Origin of the sequence: Salibaculum sp. (assembly GCF_035270045.1) — a bacterium.
In the GTDB taxonomy this organism is placed as follows: Bacteria; Pseudomonadota; Alphaproteobacteria; order Rhodobacterales; family Rhodobacteraceae; genus Salibaculum.
Map to the genome: position 1 here is coordinate 1 of NZ_DATFIP010000050.1, position 17,915 is coordinate 17,915.

16 protein-coding genes and 1 tRNA gene are annotated in these 17,915 nt (G+C 64.7%); 6 read left to right on the plus strand and 11 right to left on the minus strand.

Annotated elements, in window-relative coordinates:
- Positions 1–137 precede the first annotated feature (137 nt).
- Together VJ897_RS08185 and parE are read right to left on the minus strand one after the other, a co-directional pair.
- Positions 138–593 (minus strand): hypothetical protein, encoded by a 456-nt coding sequence (locus tag VJ897_RS08185; RefSeq protein WP_324054964.1) that lies wholly within the window; start codon positions 591–593, stop codon positions 138–140.
- A gap of 13 nt (positions 594–606) precedes the next feature.
- The gene (gene parE / locus VJ897_RS08190) at positions 607–2,565 is read right to left on the minus strand and encodes a DNA topoisomerase IV subunit B (protein ID WP_324054966.1); all 1,959 of its coding nucleotides are present in this window, start codon (positions 2,563–2,565) and stop codon (positions 607–609) included.
- A gap of 137 nt (positions 2,566–2,702) precedes the next feature.
- Between parE and VJ897_RS08195 the strand changes: the two genes are divergently transcribed.
- A complete protein-coding gene (locus tag VJ897_RS08195) occupies positions 2,703–3,584 on the plus strand; it encodes an NAD-dependent epimerase/dehydratase family protein (protein ID WP_324054967.1) in 882 nt (293 codons plus the stop codon).
- Between the two features lie 35 nt (positions 3,585–3,619).
- On the opposite strand, the gene VJ897_RS08200 is transcribed toward VJ897_RS08195, so the two are convergent.
- Both VJ897_RS08200 and VJ897_RS08205 read right to left on the minus strand, forming a co-directional pair.
- Positions 3,620–4,816 (minus strand): UbiH/UbiF family hydroxylase, encoded by a 1,197-nt coding sequence (locus VJ897_RS08200; RefSeq protein ID WP_324054968.1) that lies wholly within the window; start codon positions 4,814–4,816, stop codon positions 3,620–3,622.
- Positions 4,817–4,857: 41 nt separating this feature from the next.
- A complete protein-coding gene (locus tag VJ897_RS08205; protein ID WP_324054970.1) occupies positions 4,858–5,502 on the minus strand; it encodes a pyrimidine 5'-nucleotidase in 645 nt (214 codons plus the stop codon).
- 102 nt (positions 5,503–5,604) lie between these two features.
- Here VJ897_RS08205 and VJ897_RS08210 point away from each other — a divergent pair, with 102 nt between their 5' ends.
- A complete protein-coding gene (locus tag VJ897_RS08210; protein WP_324054972.1) occupies positions 5,605–6,258 on the plus strand; it encodes a GntR family transcriptional regulator in 654 nt (217 codons plus the stop codon).
- Here the strand turns inward: VJ897_RS08210 and VJ897_RS08215 are convergent.
- Entirely contained in the window at positions 6,212–8,098 is a 1,887-nt protein-coding gene (locus VJ897_RS08215; RefSeq protein WP_324054974.1) for a glycosyltransferase, read from the minus strand. The two genes, VJ897_RS08210 and VJ897_RS08215, sit on opposite strands and share 47 nt — an antisense overlap.
- A 238-nt stretch (positions 8,099–8,336) precedes the next feature.
- Positions 8,337–9,497, minus strand: coding sequence for a glutamine-hydrolyzing carbamoyl-phosphate synthase small subunit (gene carA, locus VJ897_RS08220; protein WP_324054977.1), 1,161 nt, complete (start codon positions 9,495–9,497; stop codon positions 8,337–8,339).
- A gap of 166 nt (positions 9,498–9,663) precedes the next feature.
- On the opposite strand from carA, the gene VJ897_RS08225 reads away from it, so the two are divergent.
- Positions 9,664–10,122 (plus strand): GatB/YqeY domain-containing protein, encoded by a 459-nt coding sequence (locus tag VJ897_RS08225; protein ID WP_324054992.1) that lies wholly within the window; start codon positions 9,664–9,666, stop codon positions 10,120–10,122.
- A gap of 29 nt (positions 10,123–10,151) precedes the next feature.
- Here the strand turns inward: VJ897_RS08225 and VJ897_RS08230 are convergent, their stop codons facing one another.
- The 3 genes from VJ897_RS08230 to VJ897_RS08240 form a co-directional block, all read right to left on the minus strand.
- Complete coding sequence (locus VJ897_RS08230) at positions 10,152–10,667, minus strand: DUF2244 domain-containing protein (RefSeq protein ID WP_324054979.1); 516 nt, start codon at positions 10,665–10,667, stop codon at positions 10,152–10,154.
- A 111-nt stretch (positions 10,668–10,778) separates the two neighbouring features.
- The gene (ctaD, locus tag VJ897_RS08235) at positions 10,779–12,452 is read right to left on the minus strand and encodes a cytochrome c oxidase subunit I (protein ID WP_324054981.1); all 1,674 of its coding nucleotides are present in this window, start codon (positions 12,450–12,452) and stop codon (positions 10,779–10,781) included.
- Positions 12,453–12,763: 311 nt separating this feature from the next.
- Positions 12,764–14,671 carry a PhoX family protein gene (locus VJ897_RS08240; RefSeq protein WP_324054983.1) on the minus strand — a complete coding sequence of 636 codons (1,908 nt, stop codon included), beginning with the start codon at positions 14,669–14,671 and terminating at the stop codon, positions 12,764–12,766.
- A gap of 304 nt (positions 14,672–14,975) precedes the next feature.
- Between VJ897_RS08240 and VJ897_RS08245 the strand changes: the two genes are divergently transcribed.
- On the plus strand, positions 14,976–15,656 hold the full coding sequence (locus VJ897_RS08245; RefSeq protein WP_324054985.1) for an outer membrane protein: 681 nt from the start codon (positions 14,976–14,978) through the stop codon (positions 15,654–15,656).
- Between the two features lie 61 nt (positions 15,657–15,717).
- Here the strand turns inward: VJ897_RS08245 and lipB are convergent, their stop codons facing one another.
- Entirely contained in the window at positions 15,718–16,374 is a 657-nt protein-coding gene (lipB, locus tag VJ897_RS08250) for a lipoyl(octanoyl) transferase LipB (RefSeq protein ID WP_324054986.1), read from the minus strand.
- Positions 16,375–16,378: 4 nt separating this feature from the next.
- Positions 16,379–16,969, minus strand: coding sequence for a LytTR family DNA-binding domain-containing protein (locus tag VJ897_RS08255; RefSeq protein ID WP_324054988.1), 591 nt, complete (start codon positions 16,967–16,969; stop codon positions 16,379–16,381).
- A 3-nt stretch (positions 16,970–16,972) separates the two neighbouring features.
- Between VJ897_RS08255 and VJ897_RS08260 the strand changes: the two genes are divergently transcribed.
- Together VJ897_RS08260 and VJ897_RS08265 are read left to right on the plus strand one after the other, a co-directional pair.
- On the plus strand, positions 16,973–17,629 hold the full coding sequence (locus tag VJ897_RS08260) for a DUF2306 domain-containing protein (RefSeq protein ID WP_324054990.1): 657 nt from the start codon (positions 16,973–16,975) through the stop codon (positions 17,627–17,629).
- 61 nt (positions 17,630–17,690) lie between these two features.
- Positions 17,691–17,777 (plus strand) — tRNA-Leu (locus VJ897_RS08265).
- Positions 17,778–17,915 lie beyond the last annotated feature (138 nt).

Sequence of the window (17,915 nt, forward strand, 5' to 3'; positions counted from 1 at the left end):
TCCCGACGCGTCACCTTTTTCTTCATCGCGTCACGAAGGCCGGGAATGGCTGGCTGCTTTGGCATCGGCGGGCTCCTCTGTCATTCGCCGAAATCCTATCAGATCACGCGAAAAAGGGGAGGTTCTTCAGAGAGTCCTTAAAGCCATCGGTTTCCACCAGAGCCTTTATTATTCTTAGAGCGCTTCTCATCAACTCGTTTCGCTAAAACTCCAAATTCGTCTTTCAAGTAATCTGCCAGAATAGGGTAGAGATCATGTTCCGTAAGGAGATGATTTGATTCACTACCACTCTCATCTTCTACAGCTTCTACCTCCTCGCTCTCCGAAAGTTTTGTGTAATAATATTTTCTTGGCCTATCCTCCGTCATTCTGAGGTTTGGGTGCTTTTCTATTTTTTCTCGATGAGAACCGATTTCGCTTTGAACCTGCGCACGCAACTCTTCAAAGCCGCCTTGTTTGATTGTTTCGTTTTTGCTTTTCTGTCGCTTCTTTTCCGCCCAGTCAGCATTGTTTTCGACCATCAACCTAGATAACTCATTCGCAGTAAACCTATTGTCCGCGCGCGTTTTCAGCGTTTCAACGATAAGGTTCATTGTCGTTTGGTTCTTAGACATCCAACTCCTCCACAAACCTCGCGTTCTCCTGGATATACTGGAACCGCAGTTCCGGTTTCTTGCCCATCAGCCGTTCCACCAGGTCCCCGGTCTGGCCCGGCTCGTCGTCGTCGATGGTCACCCGGATCAGCTTGCGCGAGGCCGGGTCCATCGTGGTTTCCTTCAGGTCCTTCGCGTCCATCTCGCCCAGGCCCTTGAAGCGGCTCACGTCCATCTTGCCCTTGCCGCCCAGCCCGGTCTCCAGCAGGCGGTTCTTTTCCGCCTCGTCCAGGCAATAGACGCGCCTGGCCCCTTGGGTGACGCGGAACAGGGGCGGGCAGGCCAGGTAGAGGTGCCCCGCGTCGATCATCGGCCGCATCTGCGTGAAGAAGAAGGTCATCAACAAGGACGCGATATGGGCGCCGTCCACGTCCGCATCCGTCATGATGATGATCTTGTCATAGCGCAGGTCGTCGATGTTGAACTTCGTGCCCAGCCCCACACCAAGCGCCTGTGTCAGGTCGTTGATCTCGGCATTGCTGCCCAGCTTGGACGACGCCGCCCCCAGCACGTTCAGGATCTTGCCACGCAGGGGCAGCAGGGCCTGGGTCTTGCGGTCGCGCGCCATCTTGGCCGACCCGCCCGCGCTGTCGCCCTCGACGATGAAAAGCTCCGTGCCCGCGCGATTGGTGGCCGTGCAATCGACCAGCTTGCCCGGCAGGCGCAGCTTTTTCGTGGCTGACTTGCGAGCGGTTTCCTTTTCCTGGCGACGGCGCTGGCGTTCCTCGGCCCGCAGGACAAGGAAATCCAGGATCGCGCCGGCGGATTTCGTGTCGGCGGCCAGCCAGTTGTCGAAATGGTCGCGCACGGCGTTTTCCACCATGCGCTGCGCCTCGGCGGTGGCCAGCCGGTCCTTGGTCTGGCCGACGAACTCGGGCTCGCGGATGAAACACGACACCAGTGCGCAGCCCCCCGTCATCAGGTCATCGCGGGTAATCTGCTGGGCCTTGCGGTTGTTGACCAACTCGCCATAGGCCTTGATCCCCTTGAGGATCGCCGCCCAGAAGCCCGCAACATGGGTGCCGCCCTCGGGCGTGGGCACCGTGTTGCAGTAGCTTTGCAGGAACCCGTCGCGGCTGGGCGTCCAGTGGATGGCCCACTCCACCTTGCCGGGCGTTTTGAACTTGTCCTGGAAATCGACAGTGCCCGAAAACGGCCGGTCGGAATACGTGGAGGCCGTCCCGAGCGTTTCGCGCAGGTAGTCGGCCAGCCCGCCGGGAAAGTGAAAGGTTGCCTCGGTCGGGGTCTCGCCGTCATCGAGGGCGGATTTCCAGCGGATTTCGACGCCCGAGAACAGGTAGGCCTTGGACCGGATCGAGGCGAAGAGCCGCGCTGGCTTGAACTGGTGGCTGCCGAAGATCTCGGCGTCGGGGTGGAAGGTGACAGTGGTGCCGCGCCGGTTGGGCGCCTGGCCGACCTTTTCCACCGGGCCGAGGGGTTTGCCGCGGGCAAAGCGTTGCTCATGCAGGGCCTTGTTGCGGGCCACCTGCACGACCATGGAGTCCGACAACGCGTTGACCACTGAGGCGCCGACGCCATGCAGGCCGCCGCTGGTCTGGTAGGCCTTGCCTCCGAACTTGCCGCCCGCGTGCAGCGTGCAGAGGATCACCTCTAGCGCCGATTTTTCCGGGAACTTGGGGTGCGGGTCGATCGGGATGCCGCGGCCGTTGTCGCGGATGGTGATGGAATTGTCCGCGTGCAGCTCCACCTCGATGCGGTTGGCGTGGCCAGCCACGGCCTCGTCCATGGAATTGTCCAGAACCTCGGCCACCAGGTGATGCAGCGCACGGTCGTCGGTGCCGCCGATATACATGCCGGGCCGTTTGCGGACGGGCTCCAGCCCTTCCAGCACCTCGATCGAGGAAGCATCATAATCCCCGGAGCCGCCCGGGTCGAGAAGGTCGTCTGCCATGGTTGCTGCTCGTTTCCATTGATTGGCGCACAGTGTGGCGCAAACCCTGCTTCGGGGCAATCGGTTGTTGGTCCACGGCCCCCTTGCAACCGGTTGCGAGGGGCGTAGTCTGTCGCCCGAAGCAAGGAGGGTGCGACATGCGTGTTTTCTTCACCGGCGGCAGCGGAAAAGCGGGGCGCCACGCGATCCCGGTCCTGCAAGAGGCGGGCCACGAGGTGGTCAATATTGATCGCGTGCCCAGCGGGCTGAAAGAGACCAATGAACTGCTGATCGACCTGTGCGACAGCGGCCAGGTCATGGGGGCCATGACCCAGTGGGCGGGGTTGGACGAGCTGGACAGGCCGCCGCAACCCTATGATGCCGTGGTGCATTTCGCTGCTGTTCCACGCATTCTGATCGGCTCGGACGGCGAGTGTTTTCGTCAGAACACGCTCGCGACTTACAACGTGATCGAGGCGGCAGTAAAACTGGGCATCCCCAAGGTGATCTTCGCCAGTTCCGAAACCACCTACGGTGTCTGCTTTGCCGCCGGAGAGCTCAAGCCCGACTACGTGCCCGTGGACGAGGAGCATACCACGGTGCCCCACGACAGCTACGCCATGTCCAAGGTCTGTAACGAGGCGACCGCGCGGTCGTTCCAGGCGCGGTCGGGCGTGGATATCTACGGGTTGCGGATCAACAACGTGATCGAACCGCATGAATACGAGGAGATGTTTCCGGATTTCGTCGAACGCCCCGCCCTTCGGCGCCGCAACATCTTCGCCTATATAGACGCGCGCGACTTGGGCCACATGGTGGATTGCTGCCTGAAGACCGACGGTCTGGGCTACGAGGTCTTCAACGTGTCCAATGACGACACATCGGTGGGGATTCCGAGTTCCCAGGTGATCGACGAGTTCTACAAGGGCGTGCCGGTCAAGGGCGAGATGGGCCCCTTCGATACCTTTTATTCCAACGCCAAGGCAAAACGCATGGTGGGGTTCGCGCCGCGGCATGGCTGGCGCGACAGGATCGGCTGACACCGGCCAATGGCCAGATGTCTGGTCATGCGGCGTCAGCCGCGCGCGCCCAGTCCCATCTGCATGAGCGTCCTGCGCAGCGGTGCGATGCCGTATAGCCCCGCGACCCCCTTGGCGCGCAGGTCGCGCAGGATCGGCGTCCCGGCCATGGACGCGCGGTTGAGCGCGTCCACCCCGCGCACGCGCAGGGCCACCTCGGGATGACGGCGGCGGTGATAGTCGGCGAGCATCCGCGCATCTCCCAGTCGGTCGGGGTGGTGTTCCGCGAGATCCAGCAGGCAGGTCAGATCGGCCAGCGACATGTTCAGTCCCTGCGCGCCGATGGGCGGCACGACATGTGCGGCCTCGGCCAGCAGCGCGGTGCGTTCGGCCTGCATTCGCTCGGCCAACTGGCTGATGATGGGCCAGACCATGCGCCGGCCGGACAGTTTCAGTGGTCCGTTTACCCCGGCTGACCTTTCTGTCGCCTCGGCTTCGAAGTCCGTGTCGGGCAGGGCCATGCGGCGCAGGCATTCGGGGCCGGTGTCCATCCAGACCACCGCCGAACAGGGCTTGCCGTCCTGATCGGGCAGGGGGACCAGGGTGAAGGGCCCGCCGGCGCGGTGCACCTCCGTCGAGATGTTGTCGTGAGGCTGTGGGTGGGTGACGGCGAAGACGATGGCCTTCTGCCCGTAGCGCGTGGTCTTTGCGCCGATGCCGGCGGCCTGCCGGACCGGCGAATTGCGCCCGTCGGCACCGATTACCAACCGGGCGCGCATGCGGCTTTCGTCGGTAAGCGTCACCAGCGCCTCGGCTTCGCGCGTGAGCATGGATCTGAACCCTGTGCCCGGACGGAAGTCGACATTGTGCAATTCCGACAGGCGCGAGACCAGGTGACTGCGGAGCAACCAGTTGGAAAAGTTCCATCCGAAGGGCGCGTCGGAAATGTCGGAGGCATCGAAATCGCGGGTCACCCGGGGCTCGGACACGGGGCCGCCGGCGTCAACGATACGCATCACCTGCAAGGGCGCGGCATGGGGCAGAAGCCGCGCCCATACCCCGGCGCGGTCGAGCAGTTCGCGTGACGGTTGCAGGAAGGCCGTGGTGCGCAGATCGGCGCCCTGTGACGCGGCCTCGGTGATCGGGGGGGCCGGGTCGGCAATGACCACGGAAAAGCCCGCGCTGCCAAAGGCGGCGGCGGCGCTCAGTCCCGCGACCCCGCCGCCCGAGATAAAGACATCGATCTGGTCCATTACCCAGACATAGGCCGGGGCACGGGCCGGGGAAAGCGTCGTCAGACAAGCTGCGACAAGAAAGCCGCCAGGTCGTCGGTGTGGTGGTGGATGTGATCGTGATGCGCAGGCTGCGGGGCGACGTGGACCGTGCGCATGCCCATGGCGTGCGGCGCGGCCAGGTTGCGTGTGTCGTCCTCGAACATGGCCCCGCAGTCCGCGGACAGGTCATCGAGGGCGAAGACCGCTTCGAAGGCGGCTTGTTCCGGCTTGGGGCGGAACCCGGCATGTTCGACGCCGTAGACGGCGTCGAAAACCTCTGTCAGCCCCCGCCCGGCCAGCACGTTGCGGGCGTAAGGCTCGCAGCCGTTGGTATAGACGATCTTGCGGCCGGGCAGCGCGGCGATGGCGCGAGCCAGCTCGGGGGCGGGGTCCAGCACGGAAAAGTCGATCTCGTGCACCTCGTCCAGGTAGGGGGCCGGGTCGACGTCATGCTCGGCCATCAACCCGGCGAGCGTCGTGCCGTAGTGCCGCCAGTAGAGGTCGCGCAGGCGGTTGGCCTCGTCCAGGTCGACCCCGGCGGCTCGGGCGACATAGGCTGTCATGCGGGGTTCGATCTGGGCGAAAAGGCCCGTCTCTGGCGGGTAGAGCGTGTTGTCCAGGTCGAAGACCCAGGCACGCACGTGGGAAAACGCGGCTTTGACCATGGTCGCCTACCTAGTGCGGATTCACGGGGGCGGCAATCCGTCCGACTTGATACAATCGGGTGCAACGGGATACGGTTCATCGAAACGCTAAGGGGAAGCACCATGGTGGAGCTGAAGACGCCGCAAAAAGACGCCTATCAACTGATCCTCGAGGCCATCGATACCGGTATCTACAAGCCTGGCAGCCGCCTCGTGGAAAGTGAGCTGGCCGACCGCTTCGGTGTCTCGCGCACGCCGATCCGCGAGGCGCTGCAACGGCTCGAAACGCAAAGTCTGTTGACCCGCGACGGCCGGTCGCTGATCGTGGCATCGCTGGATCATTCGCAACTCAGCGAGCTTTACGTTGTGCGCGGCGAACTGGAGGGCCTGGCCGCCCGCCTGGCCGCCCGCCACGCCACACCCGAGGAAAAGCGGGTGCTGCGCGATATGCTGGAATCCGATCGAAAGCTGGAGAACGACCCTGACGCCATGGCCCGCGCCAACCGCCGCTTTCACAAGCAGATCCACCTGGCCAGCCACAACCGCTACCTGGTGCAGCAGCTGGACCTCGTGCACCGGTCCATGGCCCTGCTGGCCTCGACCTCGATCGCGGCCGAGGGGCGTTCGGCGGACACGCTGCAAGAACACGAGCTTATCGTGAGCGCCATCGAAGAGGGAGACGGCGATGCCGCGGACGCCGCCCTGCGCGAACACATCAGCCAAGCCTTCGTCATAAGGCTGCGTCTGGATGCCGAGGCGAACGACGCGATCCTGTGATGCCCCTTCGTGCAGTGGCCCGGCGCGCGCCGGGGGCAAAGATGCCATGGGCGGTCTTGTCCCAGTAGAAGGGGCGGTTGGTCAGTTCCAGCAGCCCCTTGTAGGCGGCGAGGGTGGCCAGCGGGAAATAGACATGCAGGGTCGGTGCCCATTTCATCAGGTCGGGCTTGCCCGCGTCCCGCACCGCCAATGCGGAAATGCCGGCGCCGATGGCTTCCGCACTGATGAAAAGAGTGGCCAAAGCCAGTGCCACCGGGCCTGTCACGACCCCCGACAGGGGATGCGGTAATCCCAGCGCGATCAGCCAGAGCGACCAGAGCGCAGGCATCAGCACGAACTGGCTGAGCGTGCCGAGGAACAGCAATTGCACCCCCAGGAAGGCGCGCGGACCCAGGTCGCGCCACAACCGCCGGGGGCTGCGCATGTGCACGGCCCAGGTCAGAGCGTAGCCCTTTAGCCAGCGCGAGCGTTGCTTGATCCAGGGCCAGGCGCGTGCGTTAGCCTCTTCCTCGGTCACGGTTTCAAGGATCTCTGTCCGGTAACCGTGGCGGGCCAGGCGAATCCCCAGGTCAGCGTCCTCGGTCACGTTGTGGGCGTCCCAGCCTCCGAGGGATTCGAGGATGTCGCGGCGGAAAAACAGCGTCGTGCCACCCAGAGGTACCGCCAGCCCGAGTTTCTGAAGCCCGGGCAGGACGATGCGGAACCAGGTGGCATATTCGATGGTGAAGCATCGCGCCAGCCAGTTGGCGCGGCTGTTGTAATAGTCCAGTCGCCCCTGCAGGCAGGCGACGGTCCGGTCGCGGGCGGCGAAGCGGTTGACCACCATGCGGATCTGGTCGGGGTCGGGGGCATCCTCGGCGTCGTAGACGCCTATGATGCTGCCACGGGCGAAATTCAGCGCGTAGTTCAGGGCCCGCGGCTTGGTCTGCAGCGTGCCTGGCGGTACCTCGATCACCCGCATGTTTGCGGGTAGGTCTGTGGCCGCGACAGTGGCCCGGGTCAGACTGTCGTCGCGTTCGACGACCAGGCATATATCGAGCTTTGCCATGGGGTAGTCCAGCCGCTTCAGCCGCGCGATCAGCGCCGTGGCGATGTCACGCTCTTCGAACAGCGGCACCAGGACCGATACGGTAGGCAGGTCCGGCATGGCCAGCGGCCGGGGCGGGGCTGTCTCGGGCGGGCGGCGCAGAAAGAGCACCGCCGCGACGAGCTTGAGGGCTGTCGTGATGGTCAGCGTCAACACGCCCCAGCACAGCATTGCGGCAAAGGTCCCGGCAGGCCAGGTCAACAGGCAGGTCAGTGTCACCAGCAGCGCGGCGATCCCCAGCGCGCGGGTGCGTCCGACGGGCCAGTCGCGGCAGCTCTCCCCAGGCTGGGTGCGCCGTTCGGCCATGTCTTGCAGGGCCGCTGGACAGGCCCGGGCAAGGTGGGTGTCCATTTGGTGCGGCGCGCATTGGATCAGGCGAATCCGGCAGGTCTCGAATCCGTGCAGCGCGGCCGGATCGGGGGGTGCCTGTGCGCCCTCTGGATCGGTCAGCAGGACCAACGTGCCGGCGACATGGCGCAGTGGCAGTTGCCGGCGGGCGAGGCAGAAGGCCTCGCCCAGGGCGCGGACAAGGCGCGGGTCGGCGGCCAGGTGCGCGGTATCGACGGTCTGCAGGCCCTGCAAGCGTTCGGCCGCCGCTTGGCGTTTGCCCGAAAGCGCCGCCGCCCGGTGTGCGTGGTCCAGCCCCCGAAGCCCCAGAACCTCGGCCACCGGGCGGGGCCGCGACAAGGCCGCGCCACGGTCGTGAATGCGCAGGCCGCGCGGGTTCTGTCTTTGCCTTAGGGTGAGGATCATGCCTGTCCCGTTAACCGTCCGGTCCCGTGGTTAACCTTGGGATAACCCGGGTTAACGGCCGGTTAATAAACCTGGGGTTGTGGCGCGCGATTTCGCGCCCGGCGCTCTGGCCTGTGACTCAGGGCAGGAGACCGATGGCGCGGGGCTGCCGGCGGCCGTCGCGCGAGGGGGGCTGGCCAATCCCGTAGTTGGGACCCGCCGAAGACATCAAGACCGTTCCGGGCCAGAGGACACCGCCTCAGGCTGCGCGGTCATCCATTGCCTTGGCGAAGCGCTCGAACAGGTAGTAGCTGTCCATCGGCCCTGGGCTGGCCTCGGGGTGATATTGAACCGAGAACACCGGGCGGTCGTCCATGGCGATGCCGCAATTGGAGCCGTCGAAAAGCGAGACATGGGTCTCGCGCACGCCCTCGGGCAGTGTCTGGCTGTCCACGGTGAAACCGTGGTTCATCGAGGTGATCTCGACCTTGCCGGTGCCCAGGTCCTTGACCGGGTGGTTGGCGCCGTGATGGCCGTGGTTCATCTTGACCGTTCGCGCCCCCAGGGCCAGGGCAAGCATCTGGTGGCCCAGGCAGATCCCGAAGACCGGCATGGCGGTGCTGTCCAGAACCTCGCGAATCATCGGCACGGCATACTGCCCGGTGGCGGCCGGGTCGCCGGGGCCGTTGGACAGGAACAGGCCGTCCGGGGCGAGCGCCAGAACCTCTTCGGCGGTGGCACTGGCGGGCAGGATCGTAACCTCGCAGCCCGCACTGGCAAGGCAACGCAGGATATTGCGCTTGGCGCCGTAGTCTATCGCAACCACCTTGTGGCGCGCCTCGGTCTGGCGGGCATACCCTTCGGGCCAGGCCCAGCGCATCTCGTCCCACCGATAGGACTGGGCACAGGTGACTTCGCGCGCAAGGTCCATCCCTTCGAGCCCCGAGAACCCGCGCGCGGCGGCCAGCAGCGCGTCGAGGTCGAAGTCCCCGGCGGGGTCATGGGCCAAGGCCACGTGCGGGGCGCCCTGCTTGCGGATCGCCCGGGTCAGGCGGCGGGTATCGACGCCGCCGATGCCAATGCGCCCGCGCTTGGATAGCCAGGCTTCGAGCCGCTCGGCAGAGCGCCAGTTCGAGGGCTCGGTCGGGTCCCACTTGACCACAATCCCCTCGGCCACGGGGTCCGCGGTCTCGTCATCTTCCGGGTTGACGCCGACATTGCCCACGTGGGGGAAGGTGAAGGTCACGACCTGTCCGGCATAGGAGGGATCGGTCATGATTTCCTGGTAGCCGGTCATAGCGGTGTTGAAACACAGTTCCGCCGTGGTCTGGCCGGTCCCGCCGAAACCCGTGCCGTAGAAGACGCTGCCGTCTGCGAGAACGAGGCAGGCTGTCGGTTTGGCGGTCTCGGAACGGGCCATGCTGCGCGACTCCCCTTTGGCGGACTGATCGGGGTTTACGGGCGAGGCCGGGGCGGGTCAAGGCCGCCGCGTCAACCGGACACTGTGGTCCTTGTGAGCCCGTTGGGAAATGCGGTAGGATGCAGGCTTGTGCCGATGGACATGGCAGGAACTGGGGATCACACCGATGGATTTGCGCACGCGCCTGAACACCGCTCTCAAGGAGGCGATGAGGGCCAAGGACAGCGAAAAGTTGGCGACGCTGCGCCTTATCAATGCGGCGATCAAGGACCGCGACATTGCCCTGCGTGGCGACGGCGCAGAGGACGGCGTCGGCGATGCCGAGATCCTGGCGATACTGGGCAAGATGGTCAAGCAACGCCAAGAAAGCGCCCGCGCCTATGAAGAGGGCGGGCGGCTGGAACTGGCCGAGAAGGAACGCGCCGAGATCACCGTGATCGAGGCGTTCCTGCCCCAGCAGATGAACGAGGGCGCGGTCGCCAAGGCCGTGGACAAGGCCATTTCCGAGGTCGGCGCCGAAAGCCTGCGCGACATGGGCAAGGTCATGAGCAAGCTCAAGTCACAGTACACGGGCCGGATGGATTTCGGCAAGGTCGGCCCCATGGTCAAGGATCGGCTGGGCTAGGGCCGGACCCGGACGGCCGGCCCCCGATCTCAGGGATCAGGCCGCGCTGTCATGGTCGACAGCCGGGCCAGCCGTGTCTGCAGGTCGTCGAAAAGCGCCGTGCGCTCGACCTCGGACAGGAAGGCGCCCAGTTCGACCTCGCGGCCCGCGCCCTTGAGGGTGATGTAGTTCGGAACGGGTCCGTCCTCGCGCATGGTCACCTGCACCCAATAGGGGTTCGCCGACCAGCTGCGATGGCCGTTATTGCGATCATGGCGATCCAGTTCCACCCGGTCCGGCCAGAGGCGCAGCTCTTCGACGATCTCGCCATCTCGATAGGATCGTGACAGCCCCCACCAGACCCCCGCCAGCATGACGAGGATGAAGGGCAGGATGCCCCAGAGCACCGGCGAGCCGATCAACACCAGCAGCGGGATCAGCACCAGCGCCGCGGTCAGCGATATGAAGATCACGAAGTCCCGCCGCAGCAGCGATCGGTAGGGCCAGAGATGCAGTTCGGCCCGTGGCCCGTCGGGCGCGTCGGAGCTTGTCCATTCGTAGGGCATGACCAGAATTCCGGCATTTCGGCAGTTCTCCGCCCGGCAAGTAATCCGGTGGCCGCAAAAGGAAAGGGCCCCGGAAATCCCGGGGCCCTCGAAGTGCGTTGCATGTGTCCCCTAGTGGGCGTGTCCCTTGTCCCAGTCCTCTTGCTTGGGCAACTGCTCGAAGGTGTGTTCGGGCGGCGGCGAGGGCAGGGTCCATTCCAGCGTGTCGGCCCATTCGTTCCAGGGGTTGTTCTCGGTCGCGTTCTTCGGGCTCAGCAGCAGTTTGAACAGCATTACGATGAAGAACAGGAACGAGGCGAAGGCGATGAATGCACCGATCGAGCTGACGTAGTTCCAGGTGGCAAAGGCCTCCGGGTAGTCGATGTAACGGCGCGGCATGCCCTGGCGGCCCAGGAAGTGCTGCGGGAAGAAGGTCAGGTTGGACCCGATGAACATGGCCCAGAAATGGGTCTTGCCGACCCATTCCGGGAACTTTCTGCCCGATAGCTTGGGCATGTAGAAATAGATGCCCGCGAAGATGCCGTAGACGGCACCAAGGCTCATCACGTAGTGAAAGTGGGCGACGACGTAATAGGTGTCGTGATACGCCCGGTCCACGCCCGCCTGCGACAGCACGATGCCGGTGACACCGCCTACTGTGAAGAGGAACAGGAACCCGAAGGCCCAGTACATGGGGGTCTTGAAGTCGATCGACCCCCCCCACATCGTGGCGATCCAACTGAAGATCTTCACCCCCGTCGGCACCGCGATCACCATGGTGGCCAGCATGAAATAGCTCTGCTGGGTCAAGGACATGCCGACGGTGTACATGTGGTGCGCCCAGACGACGAAGCCAAGCACGCCGATGGCGACCATGGCATAGACCATGGGCAGGTAGCCGAAGATTGGCTTGCGGCTGAAGGTGGCGATCACGTGGCTGATGATCCCGAAGGCGGGAATGATGATGATGTAGACCTCGGGATGGCCGAAGAACCACAGGATGTGCTGGTAAAGCACCGGATCACCGCCACCGGCCGGATCAAAGAAGGTCGTGCCGAAGTTCCGGTCCATCAGAAGCATGGTGATGGCGCCGGCCAGCACGGGCAGGGCCAGCAGGATCATCCAGGCGGTGATGAAGATCGACCACGCGAACAACGGAACCTTGTGCAGCGTCATGCCCGGGGCGCGCATGTTCAGGAAGGTGGTGATGATGTTGATCGCACCAAGGATGGAAGATGCCCCCGAGACGTGCACCGCGAAGATGGCAAGATCCATCGAGATACCGGCCGAAGCGGTCGACAGCGGCGGGTACATAACCCAGCCGACACCGGCCCCCGCCTGGCCGTTTCCGCCCGGCGCGAGCATGGAGGCGATGCCAAGCGCCACACCGGCCACGAACATCCAGAACGACAGGTTGTTCAGCCGCGGAAAAGCCATGTCGGGCGCACCGATCTGCAGCGGCATCAGGTAGTTGCCGAAGCCGCCGAAGAGCGCGGGAATGACCACGAAGAACATCATCAGCACACCGTGGTAGGTGATCATGACGTTCCAAAGGTGCCCGTTGGGGGTGCACTCCGCCGCCGCGGCCGCGGTGAAGCGGGCGCCTTCGAGGCACATGTATTGCACGCCGGGCTCCATGAGCTCCAGCCGCATGTAGACGGTGAAGGCCACCGATATGAACCCGACGATCCCGGACACCCAAAGATACAGGATGCCGATGTCCTTGTGATTGGTTGACATGAACCAGCGGGTGAAGAACCCCCGGTTGTCCTCGTGCTCGTGGCCGTGGATGGCTGCGTCCGCCATGTGGCTCTCCTCTGCGCAAAGTCTTGATCGGGCGAGTCACGCAGGACTCCCCCTTCGGAGTTCGTTCTAGAGCGGTGGCGGGAACGAGGCAACAACCCATGCCGGGAAACGCATGGGTTAAAATGGCGCAGTATCGTCTTTTCGGGACCGTCGATGACGATTTCCCGCCGGGCGCGCGTTGACGCAAATCAAGTCGCCTGGCGTTCTGCCGCAATTTTTTTCAAGCAACGGTGTTACACCGTGAAACAGGAACGGGCCGCCCGGTTTGGGCGGCCCGCCCGTGTGACCTGCAAGGTATGCCTCGCCGCCCGTCAGCCCAGGATCGCGTTGTCCTCGCGCTTGACCGCGATCACCGAGGACCTGGGCAGCCCTTCGCCGTCGGGCCAGCTGCCGCCCGGGTGCTGGATGCCCACGAACATGGTCCGCCGGTCGTTCGACCAGCACAGGCCCGTGACCTCGCAGCCATTGGGGCCGGTCATGAAGCGCGCGATCTCGCCGGTGACCGGATCGCCCACAAGCATCTGGTTGTTGCCCATGCCTGCAAAGTCGCCCGCGTTGTCATCGTCACCGTCGGTCTGGATCCAGACGAGGCCGGTGCTGTCGAAGGCCATACCGTCGGGCGAGTTGAACATGTTGCCCGTGGTGATGTTGGACGACCCGGCATAGGCATCGTCATGCACGGTCGGGTTGCCGGCCATGACGTAGAGATCCCAGTCGAAGGTGTCCGCGGCATGGTCGTCGCCGTGCGGCATCCAGCGCACGATCTGGCCATAGTGGTTGACCTCGCGCGGGTTGGGGCCGCCCACCGGGGTCTCGTCGCCGCCCGCGTTGGCCTTGACGCCGCGGTTGCGGTTGTTGGTCAGACAGCAGTAGCCTTCGACCGCGTGCGGGTTCACCGAGATCCATTCGGGGCGGTCCATGGTGGTTGCGCCGACCGCCGAGCCGGCCTTGCGGGCGAAAATGCGGATCTCCGCGTCGCTCTCCATGCCGGTGGTCTCGGGGGTCAGGGGCAGCCATTCGCCGGTCTGGTCGTCGCTGAACCTCGCCACGTAGAGCGTGCCATCGTCGAGCAACCCGTCGGTCGAACCGCCGGGCGCATAGGTGCCATTCGACACGAACTTGTAGATGAACTCGCCGCGTTCGTCGTCGCCCATGTAGACGACAACGCGCCCGTCCGCTGCCAGCACGACCTCGGCGTTCTCGTGCTTGAAGCGGCCAAGGCCGGTGTGCTTGACCGGGGTGCTATCGGCATCGGTCGGGTCGATCTCGACGACCCAGCCGGCGCGGTGCGGCTCGTTCGGGTTCTGCGACGTGTCGAACCGCGCGTCCCACTTGTGGTAGTCATAGCCCCAGCCGTCGGTCCCGATGCCGTAACGGGCATAGCCGTCGACCAGCGCGTTGGGCTTCTGGTCCTGCGTTTCGGCGGTCGAGCCGAAGTAGCCGTTGAAGTTCTCTTCGCAGGTCAGGTAGGTACCCCAGGGCGTGCGGCCCGAGCCGCAGTTGTTCATGGTGCCGAGGCTTCGCGTGCCGGTCGGATCAGCCTCGGTCTTGAGCAGGTCATGCCCGGCGGCAGGGCCGACGATCGTCATCGGCGTGTTGTGCGTTATGCGGCGGTTGAACGGGCTGTCCTTGACGATGGACCAGCCGTTTTCGCCCTCGGCCACTTCGACCACGGTCACGCCCTGCAGGTTCTGCAGCTTGCGCACGTCGCCGGCGTTGGCGGGCACACCCTCTTGCTCGGCCGGCAGGTTGGTGCCGCGGTTGGTGTACTCACTGTTGATTGCCAGGATCGTGCGACCGCCCAGCGCGAAGGTTTCCATCCCGTCGGTGTTCTCGCCGAACACGCGGTCCGACCCCTCGACCGGGCCGCCGCCCGCGTTCACGTCATAGCCGTCAGCATCCGAGAACAACGGATCGCCCCAGCGCACCATCGTGTGCCAGGTGTAGCCCTCGGGGACATGAACGGTGTGGTCGGTCTGGATGTCGATGGGTGTGAAGGGGAAGCGGCTGGCGGCCGCCTGCGCCTCGGCCGAGGAGGAGCTGAGCAGGCCGGTGCCCATCGCGGCGGCGCCCGAGCCGAAGGCGAGCACGCCGCCCAGGAACCCGCGGCGCGAGATGGCGCGCTCGACCACCTGGTCGAAGTCGTTGGTGTCGGGACGCGGGAAGGTCTGCTCGTCCCAGTCATCGGCGGACATGTTGACAGTGTCGATATCTTTCATCGGTCTCTCCTGACAGCTGTGGTTGGATTCGTTCCGACAACGTTGCTAGCCCCCGCGAGTTTCAGGAAAGCGACAGATACGTAACAACAAGAAGACTCGGGTATTCGAGTTGTTCTCCCGAGCGGCCGTTGTGGGCGATCGCGCGGACATCCGATATAAAAACCCCTGGCGCGCAGGCATTTTGGCCCATCGATGACGCTCAGATGATCCATATCAAGACATATCAATCAAAAAAATGCTAATGTCTGAATGTGTGAGTCGGCGCTTCGATAATCGGGGCACTCCACGGTCAAAGGAGTATAACATGAGACGATTTTCAGCATATGTGATCAGTGCGGCACTCGTGGCGCTTGGCGGGTCCGTTCAGGCCCAGGACTGGTCCGGAGGCTACTATGGCGTTCTGCTGGGCGGGGGCATGGGTGACGTGGCATGGCACGGCATCAATGGCTCATCTGGCGGGCAGGGGGGCGACGGCGATTCGCTGAATGCCGCCGACTATGACCTGAGGGGGGCGGCCATCGGTGGTGTCGTGGGATACAACATGCAAACCGGCGCCCAGGTGATGGGGATCGAAGCCGACCTGATGGTCGGCAAGATCGAAGGCGACGGCCTTGGCGGCGTCGGCTCTTCGGACCGGCCGTTCTCATCGGAGACGAACGCGCTGGGAACACTGACCGGGCGCTACGGGCAGGTCACGGGAAACACGCTTCTCTACGCCGAAGCAGGCGGGGCGTTCATTCGGCAGGACCATTCCCATACAAACGGGTCCGATGATGTCATGACGGCCAGCGAAACCCGCGGCGGCTGGGTGATCGGGATCGGCCTGGACCATGATCTCGGTAACGGCTGGTCGCTCAAGGCCGAGCTCAACCACATGCAGTTCAACAGCTCGGCCATCGAGCTGTCGGGCGACGGTGCTGACTCTGCCTTCGCGATCGACAACAAGATGAACCGCATCGCCTTCGGCGCCACGCGGCGCTTCTGAGCCCCGACCCGGCGCGGCGTCCAGCCGCGCCGGGCGTTTGACAGCGCCAGACGTGGCCGGGTCATTCACGGGCCCTGACAGATGCCTCGAATGTCTGTCGCAGCGCCACGTCCAGATCGGCCATGGTCACGGGCAAGCCGAGGTCCACCAGTGAGGTGACGCCGTGGTCCGAGATGCCGCAGGGCACGATGCCGCTGAAATGCTTGAGGTCGGGGTCGACGTTGAGGCTGATGCCGTGGAAGCTGACCCATTTGCGCAGTCGAATGCCGATGGCGGCAATCTTGTCCTCGCGCGGGGTGCCGTCGGGCCGGGGTGGCTTTTCCGGGCGCTCCACCCAGACGCCGACGCGGCCGGGGCGCACCTCGCCCTTGATGTTGAACGTGTCCAGCGTGGCGATGACCCAGCGTTCGAGATCGCGGACGAAGCAGCGCACGTCGCGCCCCCTGCGGCCCACGTCCAGCATGACGTAGGCCACCCGCTGGCCGGGGCCGTGATAGGTATACTGTCCGCCGCGCTTGGTCGTGTGAACGGGAAACCGGTCCGGATCGACCAGGTCGGCGGGCCTTGCGCTCGTGCCCGCGGTGTAAAGTGGCGGGTGTTCCACCAGCCAGATGCACTCTTCGGCCCGGCCCTCGGCGATGGCCGCCGCGCGGTCCTCCATGAAGGCGACGGCGGCCTCGTAGTCGGTCAGCCCGTCCGTGGTGATCCAGTTGACCATGCGTTCACCGGGGCAGCAGCCCCGCCTCCTTTATCTTGGGCAGGTTCGCGCGGCTGACGGGCATCTCGGGGCCCGTCGCCATGGTCAGGATGGCGCGGTCCCCATCGCGCCGCGCCGCCAGGACCTGCCCGAAGGCCGCCCAGTGCGAACGGTGGACTTGCCCACCGGGGGTGCCGCCCACCTCGCGCATGGCCTCGGCTTGCCGCATGAGCACCTTCTCCTCACCCTTTACAATCCGGATGCGGACATAATGGTCCTCGACCGAAAGTGCCACCAGAGCGCCACGCTTCCCCAGCGGCAGGCGTTCGAGGATCGGCAGAAGGCGGGGTTGATCGGGCGCAGGGGAATGTGCCTTGTCCAAGGCGTGGAAAACCACCTTGGTCACCCCCGTGATTACCAGGCTGATCGCCAGGACTTGCGCCGCCAGCGGCAGGGCCGCGCCGGGGGGCGGGACGTAGGCAAAAGTCACCGCGTTGACCGCGAAAACGGCGACCAACGCGGCGAGACCGGTCAGGGCAGCGGTGACAAGGGTGCGACGCGCCCGCGTCCGAGTGTGTCGCGTGGCCACCAGGCCCGCAAGGATGCTCAGCGTCACGGGATGCTGAAACTGCCGCCGCAACTGGCAAAGCGCGGATTGCGGGCCGACGTCGTTCACGAAAGGCTCCTGTTTGTTCGCGTATCCCGGTTTGCGCCGGCGGGCAGGCGCGCCCCATGCATAGGCAAATGTCACCGCCATGCCAATGCAGGAGACCCGCGCGTGACCGTCCGGCCTTTCCTCGACGCGTCGTTCATCATGCAGCTGCACATGTTGTGCGCGTTGCCCGCCCTGCTGGCGGCGCCGGTCGCGCTGTGGCGCAGGCGGCGTGATCGCTGGCACAAGCGGGCCGGATATACCTGGGTGACGGGCATCGTGGGCCTGTCGCTGACCGGCCTCTTGATCCCGAGCGGACAATTGGCGCTGGTCGGCCATCTCGGGCCCATTCACTTGTTCAGCGCAATCGCCCTGGTGGGTGTTTTCGACGGGGTGCGCCATGCCCGGGCACGACGCTTTGTCGAACATCGGATGGCCTTGGAAGCGACCTGTTTCGGCGCGCTTGGACTGGCTGGTCTGTTCACCTTTGTGCCCGGGCGCAGGATGAACGAGATTGTCTTGGACGCGCCATCACAGATGGGTTGGATCGTCGTTGGCTGCGGGTTCGTGGTGCTGGCGGCTCTCTGGTGGCGGCAGCGCCGCGGGCCCGCCGCGCGTGTCTAATTTTGTGCTTGAGGTGACGGGCGCGGTTGTCTAAAGACCCCGTCACCAAGCCAGTGACAGTGCGGTCGTGGCGGAATTGGTAGACGCGCAGCGTTGAGGTCGCTGTGGGGTAACACCCGTGGAAGTTCGAGTCTTCTCGACCGCACCATATCCCTGAGTCCCGTCGATCAGTTCCTTATGGCGCTTGGTCCGTGCCGCGGCCGCGTCGCCACCCTGGACAGGCGGAAAAGCCCCTTCGCTATTCGATCAGCATCGACGTGACCCACGGCGCCAGCAGCCTGACCGC